The sequence below is a fragment of the Stenotrophomonas sp. 2619 genome, from assembly GCF_040548725.1.
GTDB lineage: Bacteria > Pseudomonadota > Gammaproteobacteria > Xanthomonadales > Xanthomonadaceae > Stenotrophomonas > Stenotrophomonas maltophilia_AP.
In genome coordinates, this window is the sequence record NZ_JBEPSF010000007.1 from 185,807 (window position 1) to 201,523 (window position 15,717).

At 67.3% G+C, this 15,717-nt stretch carries 9 protein-coding genes; 5 read left to right on the plus strand and 4 right to left on the minus strand.

Translation table 11 applies throughout. The annotated features are described in order from the left end of the window. Positions 1 to 89: 89 nt before the first annotated feature. Positions 90 to 1,811 (minus strand): ATP-dependent RNA helicase RhlB, encoded by a 1,722-nt coding sequence (rhlB, locus tag ABIA71_RS09325; protein WP_354284979.1) that lies wholly within the window; start codon positions 1,809 to 1,811, stop codon positions 90 to 92. Positions 1,812 to 2,379: 568 nt separating this feature from the next. Here rhlB and trxA point away from each other — a divergent pair. Together trxA and rho are read left to right on the plus strand one after the other, a co-directional pair. Continuing rightward, positions 2,380 to 2,709, plus strand: a complete 330-nt coding sequence (gene trxA / locus ABIA71_RS09330; protein WP_038685830.1) for a thioredoxin TrxA — start codon at positions 2,380 to 2,382, stop codon at positions 2,707 to 2,709. Positions 2,710 to 2,930: 221 nt separating this feature from the next. Further along, positions 2,931 to 4,712, plus strand: a complete 1,782-nt coding sequence (gene rho, locus ABIA71_RS09335) for a transcription termination factor Rho (protein WP_354284981.1) — start codon at positions 2,931 to 2,933, stop codon at positions 4,710 to 4,712. A 53-nt stretch (positions 4,713 to 4,765) separates the two neighbouring features. Here the strand turns inward: rho and ABIA71_RS09340 are convergent, their stop codons facing one another. Both ABIA71_RS09340 and ABIA71_RS09345 read right to left on the minus strand, forming a co-directional pair. Beyond that, positions 4,766 to 5,833, minus strand: a complete 1,068-nt coding sequence (locus ABIA71_RS09340) for a hypothetical protein (protein WP_354284982.1) — start codon at positions 5,831 to 5,833, stop codon at positions 4,766 to 4,768. Positions 5,834 to 5,984: 151 nt separating this feature from the next. After that, entirely contained in the window at positions 5,985 to 8,516 is a 2,532-nt protein-coding gene (locus ABIA71_RS09345; protein ID WP_354284983.1) for a glycoside hydrolase family 3 protein, read from the minus strand. Between the two features lie 384 nt (positions 8,517 to 8,900). Between ABIA71_RS09345 and ABIA71_RS09350 the strand changes: the two genes are divergently transcribed. Continuing rightward, the gene (locus ABIA71_RS09350; protein ID WP_354284984.1) at positions 8,901 to 9,908 is read left to right on the plus strand and encodes a LacI family DNA-binding transcriptional regulator; all 1,008 of its coding nucleotides are present in this window, start codon (positions 8,901 to 8,903) and stop codon (positions 9,906 to 9,908) included. Between the two features lie 9 nt (positions 9,909 to 9,917). Here ABIA71_RS09350 and ABIA71_RS09355 read toward each other — a convergent pair whose 3' ends face one another. Continuing rightward, complete coding sequence (locus ABIA71_RS09355; RefSeq protein ID WP_354284985.1) at positions 9,918 to 11,189, minus strand: sugar MFS transporter; 1,272 nt, start codon at positions 11,187 to 11,189, stop codon at positions 9,918 to 9,920. 422 nt (positions 11,190 to 11,611) lie between these two features. On the opposite strand from ABIA71_RS09355, the gene ABIA71_RS09360 reads away from it, so the two are divergent. Both ABIA71_RS09360 and ABIA71_RS09365 read left to right on the plus strand, forming a co-directional pair. Beyond that, positions 11,612 to 14,611: a TonB-dependent receptor gene (locus tag ABIA71_RS09360; protein ID WP_354284986.1), complete on the plus strand. Its 3,000-nt coding sequence runs from the start codon at positions 11,612 to 11,614 to the stop codon at positions 14,609 to 14,611. 19 nt (positions 14,612 to 14,630) lie between these two features. Further along, on the plus strand, positions 14,631 to 15,638 hold the full coding sequence (locus tag ABIA71_RS09365) for a cupin-like domain-containing protein (RefSeq protein ID WP_354284987.1): 1,008 nt from the start codon (positions 14,631 to 14,633) through the stop codon (positions 15,636 to 15,638). The last annotated feature ends 79 nt before the right edge of the window (positions 15,639 to 15,717 follow it).

Sequence of the window (15,717 nt, forward strand, 5' to 3'; positions counted from 1 at the left end):
GGTGGCCGGAAGGTGCCAACCGTGGGTCGGCACGCCGGGCATGCCACCCGACCCACGGTCGGGTGCCACCCGCTGATCGTCAATGCCGATCAGCTACCGGACAGCATCCGGCGGATCTTGCGCCCGATGCGGGTCAGGAACGACGCGCCCGGATCGGCGGCCGGTGCGGCAGCGCGCATCGGCTTGGCCGTTACCTGCACCGGGGTCACCGGCTGTGCGGCACCTTCGGCACCTTCGACCGGACGGCCGTGGCGACGACGACGACGCTTGCGCGGTGCGCGCTCGCCTTCCACGGCCGGGCTGCCCGCGGCGCTCGGCGCGTCGGCCGCAGCGACGGCGACGGCGGCCTGGGCCACGGCGACCTGCGGCTTGACCTCACCCTCGGCCGGGGCCTCGCCTTCCACGCGCGGCTTGCGCTCGCGGCGCGGCTTGCCATCGGCACTGCGCTCGCCCGGCGCGCGGCGTTCGCCACGGCCACCGGCCGACGGCTTGCCGCCACGACCGCTGCTGCCACCGCCACGACGCTGTTCTTCGGCCGCACGCGCTTCGCGTGCCTCGCGGAAGATCTGGCCGACGCTCTCGTTCTCGTCGCCGTCCTCGCCCGCTTCGGCCGGCGCGCGTTCCGGGCGCGGCAGCGAGGTCAGTATTTCGCTGGTGACCGCTTCAACCGGGATCTTCTGCTCGATGTAGGCCTCGATATCCGGCAGGCCCATCGCGTAGCGTTCGCAGGCGAAGCTGATCGCATCGCCCTCTTCGCCCAGCCGCGCGGTACGGCCGATGCGGTGCACGTAGTCTTCGGCGTCGAACGGCAGGTCGTAGTTGTAGACGTACTTGATGCCGTCGATGTGCAGGCCGCGGGCCGCCACGTCGGTGGCCACCAGGATTTCCAGCTGGCCCTTCTGGAAGCGGTTGAGCAGGCTCTCGCGCTTCTTCTGCGGCACGTCGCCGGACAGCACGCCCACGCGGTAGCCGGCCTTTTCAAGCGAACGGGCCACGCGCTCGACGAACACCTTGGTGTTGACGAAGACCATGGTGCGCGCGCCTTCGCTGCGCGACAGCAGGCCCAGCAGCAGCGGGATCTTTTCTTCGTCGGCCGGGAAGTAGATGCGCTGGCGCACGCGCGCGGCGGTGATCGACTCGCTTTCCACCACCAGCTTCTGCGGCTCGTTCATGTGCTCATAGGCCAGCTCCAGCACGCGGTGGCTGAGCGTGGCGCTGAACAGCAGCGTCTGGCGCGTGGTGCGCTCGGGCATGCGGCGCAGCAGGAAGCGGATGTCCTTGATGAAGCCCAGGTCGAACATGCGGTCGGCTTCGTCGAGCACGCAGATTTCGCAGGCGTGCAGCGAGACCACCTTGTGCTGCTTGACGTAGTCGATCAGGCGGCCCGGGGTGGCGATGATGACGTCCACGCCCTGCTGCAGGATCTCGCGCTGCTTGTCGTAATCCACACCGCCGTAGACCAGCGCGAAGCGCAGGCCCAGGTCCGAGCCGAACTTGACCGCATCCTTGTGGATCTGGATGGCCAGTTCGCGGGTGGGGGCCAGGATCAGCGCGCGCGGGTCTTCCGGCTTGCGGTCGGCCAGTGCCGGGCGGGTCAGCAGGCGGTTCACCACCGCGACCAGGAAGGCCAGGGTCTTGCCGGTGCCGGTCTGGGCCTGGCCGGCGACGTCGCCGCCGGGCAGCGCGACCGGCAAGGTCAGCGCCTGGATGGGCGTGCAACGGGTGAATCCGGCTCCTTCAAGGCCCGCCTGCAGGGCGGGGTGCAGCTCGAAGGAGGAGAAGGTCAAATCGGTCAGCGGTTTGTCGCTCATGTGTCCGTCTTGGTAAGGCCGCCCCGGCAGCGGTGCGCGGGAGGCTTGCAATCTTGGGGGGCACCGTCGCCATTGCGGGCCCTGCGCCGGGGTTGGACGGGGCCGGACCTACCGGTCCAGGGGCGCCGCACAATGGCGCAGTTTAGCGCAATGTCGGCGGCAAACCGGCCTCCGCCGTCGCAAGGACGGCTGAGACAGCCGGTCGGAGGCGGGCTGTCTCCGCCGTTGCCCTGCGCCAGCCCTCCGGATTTCACGCGTTTTCACCGCGCCTGCCGCCAGTTGAACGGAGGCGTCCGGCCCACTGGAGGCGGTCGCGCGCGGCCGCATATAGAGAAGGACTGCCCCGTCAATGCAGGGCGCCGATCACAGGATGCTGGGTTTCAGGCAGCACCTGCCCGGCCGCGACGATAGGGGTACACTGCCCGCCGTGAGCGACCAGGCATCCACCTGGCGCACCGCTGGCCGCCCTCGCGGCCACGAGGCAGCAGACGCGGACGGCACCCTCCGGTGGCGTCCAAATTCAACCTCCTCCGGCCCCGCCGGGTGCATTTCCAGACGAGAAACCAAGATGAGCGACAAGGTTGTACATGTCGGCGATGCCGACTTCGATAGCGCAGTGCTGAATTCCAAGGAACCGGTGCTGGTCGATTTCTGGGCCGAGTGGTGTGGTCCGTGCAAGATGATCGCCCCCGCCCTGGACGAACTGGCCGACGCCTACAACGGCCGCGCCAAGATCGCCAAGGTCAACGTGGACCAGAACCGCGCATTGGCCGCCAAGTACCACGTGCGCTCGATCCCGATGCTGCTGGTGTTCAAGGACGGCCAGGTCCAGGCGCAGCAGATCGGCGCGGTCGGCAAGGCCCAGCTGGCCGGCATGCTGGACAAGGCGCTGGCCTGATCGCAGCAGGCAGCCGGTCCCTGCCGGCTGCCCGCGGGCCCTGCCCCGCATGAATGACCCTGCCCCACCCGGCTTGCGCACCGCCGCGAGCCGGTGTTAGTGTCGGCAGCATCCGGCCGCATTCGCGCGCCGCATCTTCTGGACGACGTTCTTTCCAGAATCCTTTCCCAACGTTCGCTGCCCTGCCGGGCGCTCGCACCTTCTAGCGAGGAATCCAGCACTTGTCCGATATCACTACTTCCGAACCCGGGAGCGCCGACGCGCCCGCCGAGAAGCGCGTGCGCAAGCCGCGCGTCGCCAAGGCCGCCGCCAACACCGGTGCCGAGGCGGGTTCTCCCCCCGCACATCAATCCGCCCTGCCCCTGGCTGCCGCGCCTGACGCGCCGGCGCCGGTCGCCGCTCCGTCGGCGCCGCAGCAGGCACCGGCCGCATCTACGGGCGACGCCTCCTCTGCCCAGGGCAATGCGCAGCAGGACACCGGCGACGGTGGCCAGCGCAACCAGAACGGCAACAACAACAACACCCCCAAGGGCGGGCAGAACCCGTACCAGCAGGGTCAAGGCCAAGGCCAGAACCAGGGTCAGGGTCAGGGTCAGGGCAACCGCCGTGATCGTTTCCGCAATCGCCGTGACCGCAACCGCGGTGGCGATCGCTACAACGACGACGGCATGCCGCAGGACAACGGCGAACAGCAGCCGTTCGTGCGCAGCCAGCAGGCCAACGTGCCCGAAGGCTTCCCGGTCTATTCGCTGAGCGATCTCAAGCGCATGCCGGCACAGAAGCTGCTGGAAATCGCCGAGCAGCTGCAGATCTCCGAAGGCGTGGCACGTGCCCGCAAGCAGGACGTGATCTTCGCCCTGCTCAAGGTGCTCACCCGCCACGGCGACGGCGTTGCCGCCGACGGCGTGCTGGAAATCCTGCCGGACGGCTTCGGGTTCCTGCGTGCCGCCGAAGCCAGCTACCTGGCCGGCCCGGACGACACCTACATCTCGCCCAGCCAGATCCGCCGCTTCAACCTGCGCACCGGCGACCACCTGTCCGGCCGCATCCGCTTCCCGAAGGACGGCGAGCGTTACTTCGCGCTGTCGATCGTGGACACCATCAATGGTGAGCCGCTGGAAGCGTCGAAGAACAAGGTGCTGTTCGAAAACCTCACCCCGCTGTTCCCGCGCAAGCGCTTCACCCTGGAACGCGGCAACGGCTCGTCCGAAGACATCACCGGCCGCATCCTCGATCTGATGGCACCGCAGGGCAAGGGTCAGCGTTCGCTGATCGTGTCCCAGCCCAAGGCCGGTAAGACGATGATGATGCAGCAGGTGGCCACGGCGATCACCACCAACCATCCGGACGTGCACCTGATCGTGCTGCTGATCGACGAGCGCCCGGAAGAAGTGACCGAAATGCAGCGCACCGTGCGCGGCGAGGTCATCAGCTCCACCTTCGACGAACCGGCTGCGCGCCACGTGCAGGTTGCCGAAATGGTGATCGAGCGGGCCAAGCGCCTGGTCGAGCACAAGAAGGACGTGGTGATCCTGCTCGACTCGATCACCCGCCTGGCACGTGCCTACAACAACGTGGTGCCCAGTTCCGGCAAGGTGCTCACCGGTGGTGTGGACGCCAACGCCCTGCACCGTCCGAAGCGCTTCTTCGGCGCCGCGCGCAACGTGGAGGAAGGCGGCAGCCTGACCATCATCGCCACCGCGCTGGTCGATACCGGCAGCAAGATGGACGAGGTGATCTACGAAGAGTTCAAGGGCACCGGCAACAGCGAAGTGCACCTGAGCCGTCGCATCTCTGAAAAACGCGTGTTCCCGGCGATCGACATCAACCGCTCGGGCACCCGTCGCGAAGACCTGCTGATCGAACCGGAACTGCTGCAGAAGATCTGGATCCTGCGCAAGCTGCTGCATCCGATGGATGAAATGGCCGCAATGGAATTCCTGCTCGACAAGATGAAGAACACCAAGTCCAACGACGAGTTCTTCGGTTCGATGAAGCGCTGATACGCGTTTCAGGCGAACAGAAAAAGGCCCCGCATCGCGGGGCCTTTTTCGCATTACATGCATACCTCGCGCGGGTCCAGCCCCAAGGCGCGGCACACGCGATCATGAACCCGTCGCGCACCGCGTCGCTTCGACGTGATGGCGTACAACCACATCGGCATGGGCGGAATGAAGTTCTCCCAGTCGTCGATCTGCAACCGTCCGCGCAGCGCCTTGAACAGCAGTCGTGATTCCTCGTTCGCACCGGCGAAGTACGCGGCAAGCGCGAATGTTTCAAGGCATACTCCATCGTAGTCATCGTCACTGCGGGTGCCGATTTCCCCGATGCGGGCAGCCAGCGTAGCCGGAGTAGCGTCGGCCCATTTCAGGAGGGCGCGGCGCAACCACGCCGCGACCGCATCGTCGGCAAGGTGTCCGGCGATCTTCCGGATATCGGTGATCTCTTCGGACGCAGTGAACGCGTCATCCAGTATGGCCTGCGCCGCCACGACATGCGAGCAGCTCCCGGCAGGTGCGTGCTCCACGATCCACCCGGCGAACTGCACATGCTCGTCATGCGATCCACCCCACCTGGGAAGGGTTCCCCGGGCATACTGACGAATGGCGGGACCGTGAAAGTGCCCCGCCTCAAGCAGCCCGTTGAGCCAGGCATCGCGCTGTCCTTCACCGATGCCTATGACGACGTCACAGTGAATCAAACCCGCCAACGCCATGGCGTTGTCAGGATCGTGCTCGACGATCCGGACAAACTTCTCGTAGGCCTGTGCCATGATCTTCGGATAGCGTCTTCGGCGCAGGAAAGAAATGGCATTCGCATAGGTCTCGCCCCGCACCACCCACGCGCCCCACACATCCATGTACGCCGCTATCAGCGGGGGGTGAGGGGAGCATGGCTGCTGCGCAGACCACGTCGTCATCCAGTGAGGGGCGCGGCGATCCCGGCATATGCGCCACACCAGAGACTCGTAAGTCTCGGCCGGCAGGCTCGCCAGCACGGCATCGGCAGAAGCGAAGTCACCGTCCTGCAGGAGCTGCTGCGTTCGTGCAAGGTGCGGCTCGATGAAATGCGGGCGGTGCACCGCACAGGGCATGACCCGCAGCGTTTTCAGTAGGCGTCGCATGAACGGTGGGTCTCTTCGAAACCCACGATTTTGAACGGCGGCATCCCGTGCGGGCCATGCAAGAAGTTGCAATACACCGCCGCACCAACACCAGGACCCGGCCCAGCGCCGCAGAGTTACGCGGTGCTGACCAGAATTCGACGGTGGCGCGTTACGGGCAGCGCACCACGCCCGCCGCCTTGTCTGCATCCACCGACACGCGCACCTGGGTGAATGCCGCCGCGAACGGTGCGTCGGCGCTCACCACGAACGGCGCTTCCACCGCGCCCAGGTCCACGCCGCGCTTGGCAAAGCACGCCAGCGGCACGGTCACGGTCTGCTTCTGGCCGGGCGCCAGTTTGCCCAGCAGCGGGGCGATATCCACGCCCCCTTCGCAGCCGGTGCCGCACTGCATGCTCACCGTCACCGGCGATGCCGGGCGCTGCACCAGCTGCACGTCGAACTGCAGCGCGCCGTGGTTGCGGGCCAGCGCGCCCAGGTTGCGCCGCGAGGTGCTGCGCGCGATCAACTGCGCCGGTGCCAGCCACGTCACTTCCTTGGCATCCTGCTGGGTGTTCACCTGCACGGTGCGCACCTGCACCACCGGCGTGGCGGTCGGCCAGCGCAACGTGGCGTTGAGGTCGTTGCCCAGCGGCTGGGTGGCACCGTTGGCGGCCACGTGCAGCGCGAACGGCGGGGTATCGGCGCGGTTGAAGATCGGCAGCGTGGTCACTTCGCCGCAGTTGTCCGGGTTGGCTTCGGGCAGGCGCGCCAGCGCACCGGGCGCGTTGTAGGCCAAACCGTGGCCCAGCGCGAATAGCGGCGGGCGCTTCGGGTCCGGCCGGTCAATCGGTGCCGGGCACGGCACGCCCGGCCACGGGAAGCTCAGCCGGCCGCGGAAGTCGTGCGCCGGTTTGCCGTCCTTGCCGGCCACCAGCACATCGGTGATGCCTTTGCCCTCGCTGCCCGGCAGCCACGCGGCCACGAACGCCTGGGACAGGTTGAGCAGGTCGTTGGTGTACATCGGGCGGCCGGAGAAATACACGGTGACCACCGGCTTGCCACTGGCCTGGGCCGCGCGCAGCACCGCCAGATCCTGCGGGTAGGCGCGGCTGTGACTGACCGAATCGGAGGCCAGGATGTCGCCGTTGGTTTCGGCATAGGGGGTCTCGCCCACCACCGCCACCACCACGTCAAACTGCGTCGGATCCAGGCCGTTGCCGTCGGCGCTGTAGGCCACCTGCTGCGTACCCAGTTCGGCGCGCAGTGCGCCCAGCACCGAATCGGCGTTGGGGAAATCGGCGTTGGTGTTTTCGGTGCCCTGCCAGGTCAGCGACCAGCCACCGGCCTGGTCGGACAGGCTGTCGGCGCTCTTGCCCACCACCATTACCCGCGCATTGCGGCGCAGCGGCAGCGCGCTGCCCTCGTTCTTGAGCAGCACCAGCGACTCCCGCACCGCCCGGCGCGCCAGCGCGCGGTGCTGCACGGCGTTGGCGTCACCGGCATGGCGGCTGTCCGACGGCCTGTGCTCGAACAGGCCGGCGCGCAGCTTGACCCGCAGGATGCGGCTGACCGCATCGTCGATGCGCGCCATCGGGATCTCACCCTTTTCCACCTGCGCGATGGTGTTGGCGATGAACGCCTTCCAGTCGTCGGGCACCATCACCATGTCGATGCCGGCGTTGATCGCCTGGGCGCAGCTGTCGTTGCGGCAGCCCGGCACCTGGGCGATGCCGTTCCAGTCGGAGACGACGAACCCGTCGAAGCCCATCGTGTCTTTCAGGGCGTCGGTGAGCAGTGCCTTGTTGCCGTGCATCTTGCCGTAGTCGACGCGACCGGTACGGTCGTTCCAGCTGTTGAACGAGGCCATCACCGTCTGCACGCCTTCGCCCAGCGCGCCGTAGTAGCCCTGCCCGTGCACGTTGACCATGGTGGCCTTGTCCACCAGCGCCTCGCCCTGGTCGCGGCCGTTGTCGGTGGCGCCGTCGCCGATGTAATGCTTGGCCGTGGCCACCACGTTGCCGTCATCGCCGAAACGGCCCTGCGCGCCCTTGACGTAGGCGCGGGCGTATTCGCGCACGCGTGCCGGGTCGGACGAGAAGCTTTCATAGGTGCGGCCCCAGCGCGGGTCGTGCGCCACGGCCAGGGTAGGCGCGAACACCCAGTCGATGCCGGTGGCGCGGGTGGCGCGTGCAGTGGCTTCGCCGATGCGCTCGATCAGTTCTGCATCGCCGGCCGCGCCCAGGCCGATGTTGTGCGGGAACAGCGTGGCGCCGTACACGTTGTTGTGGCCGTGCACCGCGTCGGTGCCCCAGATCACCGGCACCGGCGTGCGCGCATCGGTGGCCAGCGAGGCCGCACGGTAGGCGTCGGCAAGCGTCAACCAGTCCGCCACGCTGGCGTGTTTGTTCATGCCCGGCCACGAGCCACCGCCATTGAGCACCGAACCGATGTAGTACTGGCGTACCTGCGCCGGGGTGATGGTCTTGATCTCCGGCTGGGTCATCTGCCCCACCTTCTGCGCCAGTGTCATCTGCGCCACGATCTGCTTCACCCGCGCCTCGATGGCCGCATCGCTGGCGATCGCGCTGGTCACCCGCGGCCAGTCCTGCAGGCGCTCACCACTGGCGGGCGCAGCGGCCACCGGTGCGGCCAGGGCCAGCAGCAGGCAGCTGCCAAGAAGGGTCTTGTTGGGGCTGTTCACGGACAACTACCTCCGGTGGAATGACGCGCGATCGGGGTGGGCGCCGCGCGGATGACAACCACGCGCGATGGGCGACGACGGGGTGCCGGCGAGCATTTGGATCGGTTCAACGCCCCCGTCTGACAGCGCTGTCATACAAACACCCGGCAATGCTGTCAACCATTGGAAGGCCCGCGCAGGGCGTGTGTCCCGCTACGACAGGCATTACCGCACGACGGCCTGCATCGATCCGCCGCGGGGTGTTGCAACGCCGCACGAAATTCAACGGCGCGCCACAAGCCATCGCGGCATGGCACCATCGGCCTGCCTCGGCAACCTCCACGCGACGTTGCCGCACTACCATCGGCAGTTGCCGACCTGCCCCCACATAGGATCCACCGCACCATGCGTAGTCGAATCGAGGATGTCGCCGCAGTCGCGGGCGTTTCGATCAAGACCGTGTCCCGCGTGCTCAACAACGAGCCCAACGTGCGCGCCGAAACGCGCGAGCGGGTCACCGCCGCCGTGGCGCGGCTGGGCTACAAGCCCAACCTCTCGGCACGCAGCCTGGCCGGGCAGCGCTCCTATGCACTGGCGCTGGTCTACAACAATCCGTCGCGCAACTACCTGATGGAAATCCAGAACGGCATGCTCGAAGCCTGCCACGCCACCCACTACAACCTGATCCTGGGTCCGGTCGGCGTTGGCCGCAGCACCCTGCCTGACCTGGCGGCACTGTTCGAGAATTCGCGGCCCGATGGCGTGGTGCTGATTCCACCGTTGACCGACGATGCGGTGGTGCTGGCCTACCTGGAGGAGCACGAGATTCCCTTCGCCAGCATCGCCCCGCGCCACCCCGAGGGCCGCATCGGCGTGCGCATGGATGAAACCACGGCCGTGGTGGAACTGATTGGCCACCTGGTGGCGCAGGGCCACCGCCGCATCGGCCACATCAAGGGCCCGCGCGCGCACGGTGCCTGCCAGTGGCGCCTGGCCGGCTACCGCCAGGCGCTGCGTGAGCACGGCATCGCCTACGACCCGGCCCTGGTGGTCAACGGGCAGTTTTCATTCGAGTCCGGGATCGAGGCGGCCAACACGCTGCTCGACCTGGCGCAACCGCCGACGGCCATCTTCGCGGCCAACGATGACATGGCCGCCGCGGTCTACCGCGTGGCCGGCCAGCGTGGCCTGCGTGTGCCGCGCGACCTGTCGGTATGCGGCTTCGATGACACGCCCATCGCCGGGCATATCTACCCGGCGCTGACCACGGTGCGGCAGCCCACCTCGCACATGGGCCGGCTGGCCACCGAACAGCTGATCGACCACATCCGGTCGCCCGACGCCGGCCGCATGGTCACGGTGGACCATGCGGTGCTGGTGCGCGAATCGACCCACGCGCCGCGGCGACGCTGAGACGCGTACTTACGCGGCGTGGCGCGAGCCCCGCCACGCGTAGAACACGATGTACAGGTAGCACAGCATCGGCAGCAGGAACGACAGCTGCAGGCCGTGGTGGTCGGCCACCCAGCCCATCGCCAGCGGTACCACCGCCCCGCCCACGATGGCCATCACCAGCAGGCTGGAGCCCTTGCCGGTCAGCGCGCCCAGCCGTGCGATGGCGAGCGCGAAGATGGTCGGGAACATGATCGAGTTGAACAGCCCGATGCTCACCACCGCCCACTTGGCCAACCCGCCACCGGCCAGCATGGTGACCGCCAGCAGCGCCATCACCACCAGCGCGAAGATGCCCAGCAGGCGGCGCGGGTCCAGCCGGGCCAGCAGCACGGTACCGACCAGGCGCCCCACCAGCGCGCCGCCCCAGTACAACGACACATAGCGCGTGGCTTCCTGCTCGGTGAGCCCTTCGCCAATGCCCGGCATCGACAGGAAGTTGACCAGCACGCTGCCGATGGATACTTCGGCACCCACGTAGAAGAAGATCGCCAGCACGCCGTAGCGCAGGTGCGGATGCCGCAGCGCGTCGCCGATGCGCCCACCGGTGGCCCCTTCCTCCACGCCCGGGATCGCCGGCAGGCGGAACATCCAGATGGCCGCGGCCAGCACGAACAGCGCCACCGCCAGGCCGAAGTACGGCAGCTGCACCGACTGCGCTTCGGCGGCGCGGTAGGCCAGCGCCTCGGCCTGCGGCAGCAGCGCCAGTGCTTCATCGGTGCGCGGTTCGGCCGACAGGATCAGCAGGCCGCCAAACAGCGGGGCCAGCGTGGTGCCCAGTGCGTTCATCGACTGCGCCAGGGTCAGCCGGCTGGACGCGGTCTGCTCGGGCCCCAGCAGCGCCACGTACGGGTTGGCCGCCACCTGCAGCACGGTGATGCCGGTGGCGAGCACGAACAACGCCGCCAGGAACAACCCGTACACATGCGCGTGCGCGGCCGGCCAGAACAGCAGCGCGCCCACGCCGGCGATGGCCAGCCCGGCCACGATGCCGCGCTTGTAGCCCACGGCCGCCACCAGCCGGCCCGCCGGCAGCGACATCAGGAAGTACGCACCAAAGAAGGTGAACTGCACCAGCATCGCCTGCACCCAGGTGAGCGCGAAGGCCGCCTTGAGGTGGGGAATGAGGATGTCGTTGAGGCAGGTCAGGAAGCCCCACATGAAGAAGATCGCGGTGACGACCGTCAGGGCCACGCGGTTGCTTTGCACGTGTTGCCCGCGCACTGCAGCAGGGTTGTCCATTGCATGTCCTTGTTGAAGGGTATGCCAGCCATTCGGCGGCCACACATGGAACCCGCTTCGCCATCGATTGTCCAGCGCTGTCAGCAGACAGGACATGGCCTGCACGACAGCGACAGGCGTGCCTGCTTCGGGCATCCGCGCAGTTTCGTTCTGCACTGCACAACGCCGTCTGCATGCTGCAGCGGCAGCACGGAGCAAGCCATCAAACACACCGCAGGCCCTGCGCCACGGTGCTTTACCGGTCGCCGATACGGCCCGGATGACAGCGCTGGACGTACCTTCCAGAACGGCGGGATGTACAGAGGCAGGGGCGTTTGTTGACAACGCTGTCAACCATAGCTCCCAATCCGGCCCGTGTGCTGTTGAACCACGCCATCACGCCGTAGGACGCCATTATCGATTTCCCTGGGGAGGGAGCTTTCATGAAGACGTACAAGGTCGTACCCCGCAAGGCGATGCTCACTTCCGCGCTGCTGGCCGTGCTGGCCAGCCCCGCCTGGGCGCAGGATCCGGCCCGCCCGGCCACGGGCGAAGCGCCCGACCCGACTACGCTGGACGCGGTGCAGGTCACCGGCATCCGCGGCAGTCTTACCTCGTCGATGAACCTAAAGCGCGACAGCCAGGGTGTGGTCGATGGCATCGTCGCCGAGGACATCGGCAAGTTCCCCGATACCAACCTGGCCGAATCGCTGCAGCGCATCAGCGGCGTGTCGATCGACCGCACATCCAGCGGCGAAGGCTCCAAAGTGACCGTGCGCGGCATCGGCCCGGACTTCAACCTGGTGCTGCTCAACGGCCGCCAGATGCCCGCGTCGAACCTGGGCAACGGCGGCGGCGGGCTGTCCGGCTCGCGCTCGTTCGATTTCGCCAACATCGCCTCCGAATCGATCTCGGCAGTGGAGGTGTACAAAACCACCCGCGCCGACAACCCCACCGGCGGCATCGGCGCCACCATCAACATCAAGACGCTGCGCCCGCTGGACGCCGAACCGGTGATCAGCCTGGGCCTGAAGGCGGTCAACGACAGCTCCAACGACAACCTGCCGCGCACCCTGCAGGGCGCCAACATCACCGGCGAGCTGTCGGGCATCTTCAGCCAGCGCTACGCCGACGACCGCTTCGGCGTCACCCTCAGCGCCAGTCACCAGGAGCGCGATTCGGGCTTCAACCAGGCCACCGTGGCCGAAGGCTGGGCCACCTTCCAGGGCAGCGAAAGCAGCGACTGGCGTGCGCTGCCGCAACCGGGCCAGGGCTATTCGGACCGCATCCAGAACCGCCCCGACGCCACCGATATCTACGCCCGCCCGCAGAACACCGCCTACAACGTCAACGGCGTGCAGCGCCAACGCACCAACGCGCAGGCCACCCTGCAGTGGAAGCCGGCCGACAATGTCACCACCACGCTGGACTACACCTACGTGGAGAACAAGGTGCAGCAGCAGCGCAGCGAGTTGTCGGTGTGGTTCAACTACGGCCCCGGCGACAGCACCTGGACCAATGGCCCGATAGCGGCGCCGATCATCTACAGCGAAGACATGGTCAACTCGGACGTGTCGATGGGCGGCATGAAGCTGGCCACCAAAAACAGCATGGACGCGCTCGGCTTCAACGTGGCCTGGGAAGTCAACGACGCGTTGAGCCTGTCCTTCGACGCCCACAATGCCACCGCCGAATCGCAGCCGGACAGCCCGTATGGCTCGGCCGGCGTGCTCGGCGTGGCGGCCTTCGTGCGTGGCAAGACCACCGTGGACTACAGTGGCGACCTGCCGATCATCAACATCGCGCTGCCACCGGGTGGTGTCCAGGCCAACCAGGCGCTGGTCACCGGTTCGGTATTCCAGAACAGCTACAACAAGTCCAAGGTGCAGCAGTACCAGGGCAGCGGCACGTTCAAGTTCGCCGACTACTCGGCCCTGGATTTCGGCGTCGGCCATACCAAGGTGGAAAACCGCTCGGCCTCGGCCATCATGCAGCGCGACAGCTGGGGCGGGCTGGGCAACCCGGCCGACTATGACGACAGCATCTGGTACGCCGACGACATGGCCAAGTACTTCGATGCGTTCTCCGGGCACGGCGACCCGCGCCTGACCGGCCAGTTCCTGGTGTTCGATTTCGACCGCCTGCGCGAACGTGCCGGCCAGGTGGCCGCCAATGGCGAGCCGCCCTGCCCCACCTGTTACCTGGCCCCCACCGAATACACCGAAGACATCCGCACCACCGAAACCTCCAAAAGCGCCTACCTGCAGTACCGCACCACGTTCGACTGGTCGATGCCGCTGCACGTGGCGGCCGGCGTGCGCTACGAGCAGACCGAGGTGGAATCGACCGCGCTGGTGCGCGTGCCGACCAGCATCAACTGGGGCTCGGCCAACGAGTTCAACCTGGGCTACGCGGCCGAGGGCACCTTCATTGGTGGCAAGGGCAAGTACGACTACGTGCTGCCCAACGTGGACCTCAAACTGGACATCACCGAGGCGCTGGCGCTGCGCGGCAGCTACAGCCGCAGCATTGGTCGCCCCGGCTGGACCCAGATCGACAGCGGCCGTCGCTTCGACAACATCGTGCGTACCCAGGGCGGCACCGGCTCGCGCGGCAACCCCGGGCTGGAGCCGCTGCTGGCGGACAACTTCGACCTGTCGCTGGAGTGGTACTACGGCGAATCCAGCTATGCCTCGCTGGGCTTCTTCCGCAAGAACATCAAGAACTTCATCAGCAACACCATCGTGCGCGACAACAGCGCCGGGCTGCATACCCCGGTGGGCGGCACTTACTGGAACGAGGCGCTGGCCTCCGGGTGCGGCGTGACCGACATGCCCTGCATCCGCGATTACATCTTCGCCAACCATGACGGCGACCCGGGCGTGACCGCCACCGGCACCAACTCGGCCGGCCAGCGCACCGGCACCATCGTCGGCCAGCCCGGCGACCCGGTTGCCGGGTTCGACATCACCGTGCCGGCCAACCAGCGCTCGGACCACCTGGACGGCTGGGAACTGAGCGTGCAGCAGCTGTTCGGGCAGACCGGTTTCGGCCTGGCGGCCAACTACACCAAGGTGAAATCCGGGCTGACCTTCGACAACCTGAGCCTGGGCGACCAGTACCCGATGATCGGCCTGAGCGACTCGGCCAACCTGGTGCTGTTCTACGAGAAGTACAACTGGCAGGTGCGTGCGGCCTACAACTGGCGCGACACGTTCCTCAACGGCATCGGCGGGCAGGGCCCGAACCCGAATTACACCGATGCCTACGGCCAGCTGGACCTCAACATCAGCTACGCGGTGAGCGACCAGCTCACGCTGAGCCTGGAGGCGATCAACCTGACCGACGAAACCATGCGCACCTATGCGCGCCACACCAACATGTTGCGCTACGCCACCCAGACCGGGCCGCGTTACATGTTCGGGGTACGCTACAAGTTCTGAGCACAGGAACCACGGCGCGATGACAGGCCGGATCGAGGAAGTGCAGGGGCTGGACCCGGCGCAGCTGCACACGCAGCTGCCCGGCTGGACCACGCCCAAGGTGCTGCGCGGGCTGGTGGCGCACTGGCCGATGGTGGCTGCGGCACGCACATCGGCGGCCGCAGCGGTGGCACACCTCAAGCAGTTCGACCACGGCCAGATGCCGGTCACCGCCACCACCGCGCCGCCACAGGCGCAGGGGCGGCTGTTCTACAACGCGGACATGAGCGGCTTCAATTTCCGCCGTGAGCAGATCGCCCTGAAGGTGGTGCTCGATACCCTGCTCAAGTACCAGCCCGACCCCGACCCGCCTGGCATCTATGTGGCCTCGACCACGCTGGACAGCTTCCTGCCCGGCTTCGGCGCGTGCAACCCCCTGGCGCTCGGCGTCGAGGACCCGCTGGCCAGCATCTGGATAGGCAACCGCTCGCGCATTGCCGCCCACCAGGATGTACCGGACAACCTGGCCTGCGTGGCCGCCGGCCGACGCCGGGTGACCCTGTTTGCTCCGGAACAGATCGACAACCTGTACGTCGGCCCATTGGATTTCACCCCTGCCGGTCAGGCCATCAGCCTGGTCGACTTCGCCGCGCCGGACCTGCACCGCTTTCCGCGCTTTGCCCAGGCGTTGGCACATGCGCAGGTGGCCGAACTGGGACCGGGCGATGCGGTGTTCATCCCCTCGTTGTGGTGGCACCACATGGAAGGGCTGGACACCTTCAACGTGCTGGTGAACTACTGGTGGCGCCCGGTGCCGGCATGGATGGATGCGCCCATGAACGCGTTGATGCTGGCCATGCTGGCGTTGCGCGAGCTTCCGCCGCCGCAGCGTGAACACTGGCGCACCCTCTTCGACCACTACGTATTCGACGCCGACCCGGACACCGCCGCGCATGTGCCCGCCCACGCACGCGGCGTGCTGGGCGCGCTGGATGCCAACACGGCCGCGCAGGTGCGCAGCGTACTGCGCAGACGACTGGAACGCTGAAGGCCTGCGGCCGCGCGCTTCACCCACGGCGGGCCGTAATCCGCAATAATCCGCGGCGTGACCCGTAGTCCGCCCGGGG

Excerpts from the sequence above, each read along its gene's own strand:
- ABIA71_RS09365 (WP_354284987.1), top strand. The coding sequence starts at position 14,631 with ATGACAGGCCGGATCGAGGAAGTGCAGGGGCTGGACCCGGCGCAGCTG.
- rhlB (WP_354284979.1), bottom strand. The coding sequence starts at position 1,811 with ATGAGCGACAAACCGCTGACCGATTTGACCTTCTCCTCCTTCGAGCTG.
- ABIA71_RS09355 (WP_354284985.1), bottom strand. The coding sequence starts at position 11,189 with ATGGACAACCCTGCTGCAGTGCGCGGGCAACACGTGCAAAGCAACCGC.
- ABIA71_RS09360 (WP_354284986.1), top strand. The coding sequence starts at position 11,612 with ATGAAGACGTACAAGGTCGTACCCCGCAAGGCGATGCTCACTTCCGCG.
- ABIA71_RS09350 (WP_354284984.1), top strand. The coding sequence starts at position 8,901 with ATGCGTAGTCGAATCGAGGATGTCGCCGCAGTCGCGGGCGTTTCGATC.
- ABIA71_RS09340 (WP_354284982.1), bottom strand. The coding sequence starts at position 5,833 with ATGCGACGCCTACTGAAAACGCTGCGGGTCATGCCCTGTGCGGTGCAC.
- trxA (WP_038685830.1), top strand. The coding sequence starts at position 2,380 with ATGAGCGACAAGGTTGTACATGTCGGCGATGCCGACTTCGATAGCGCA.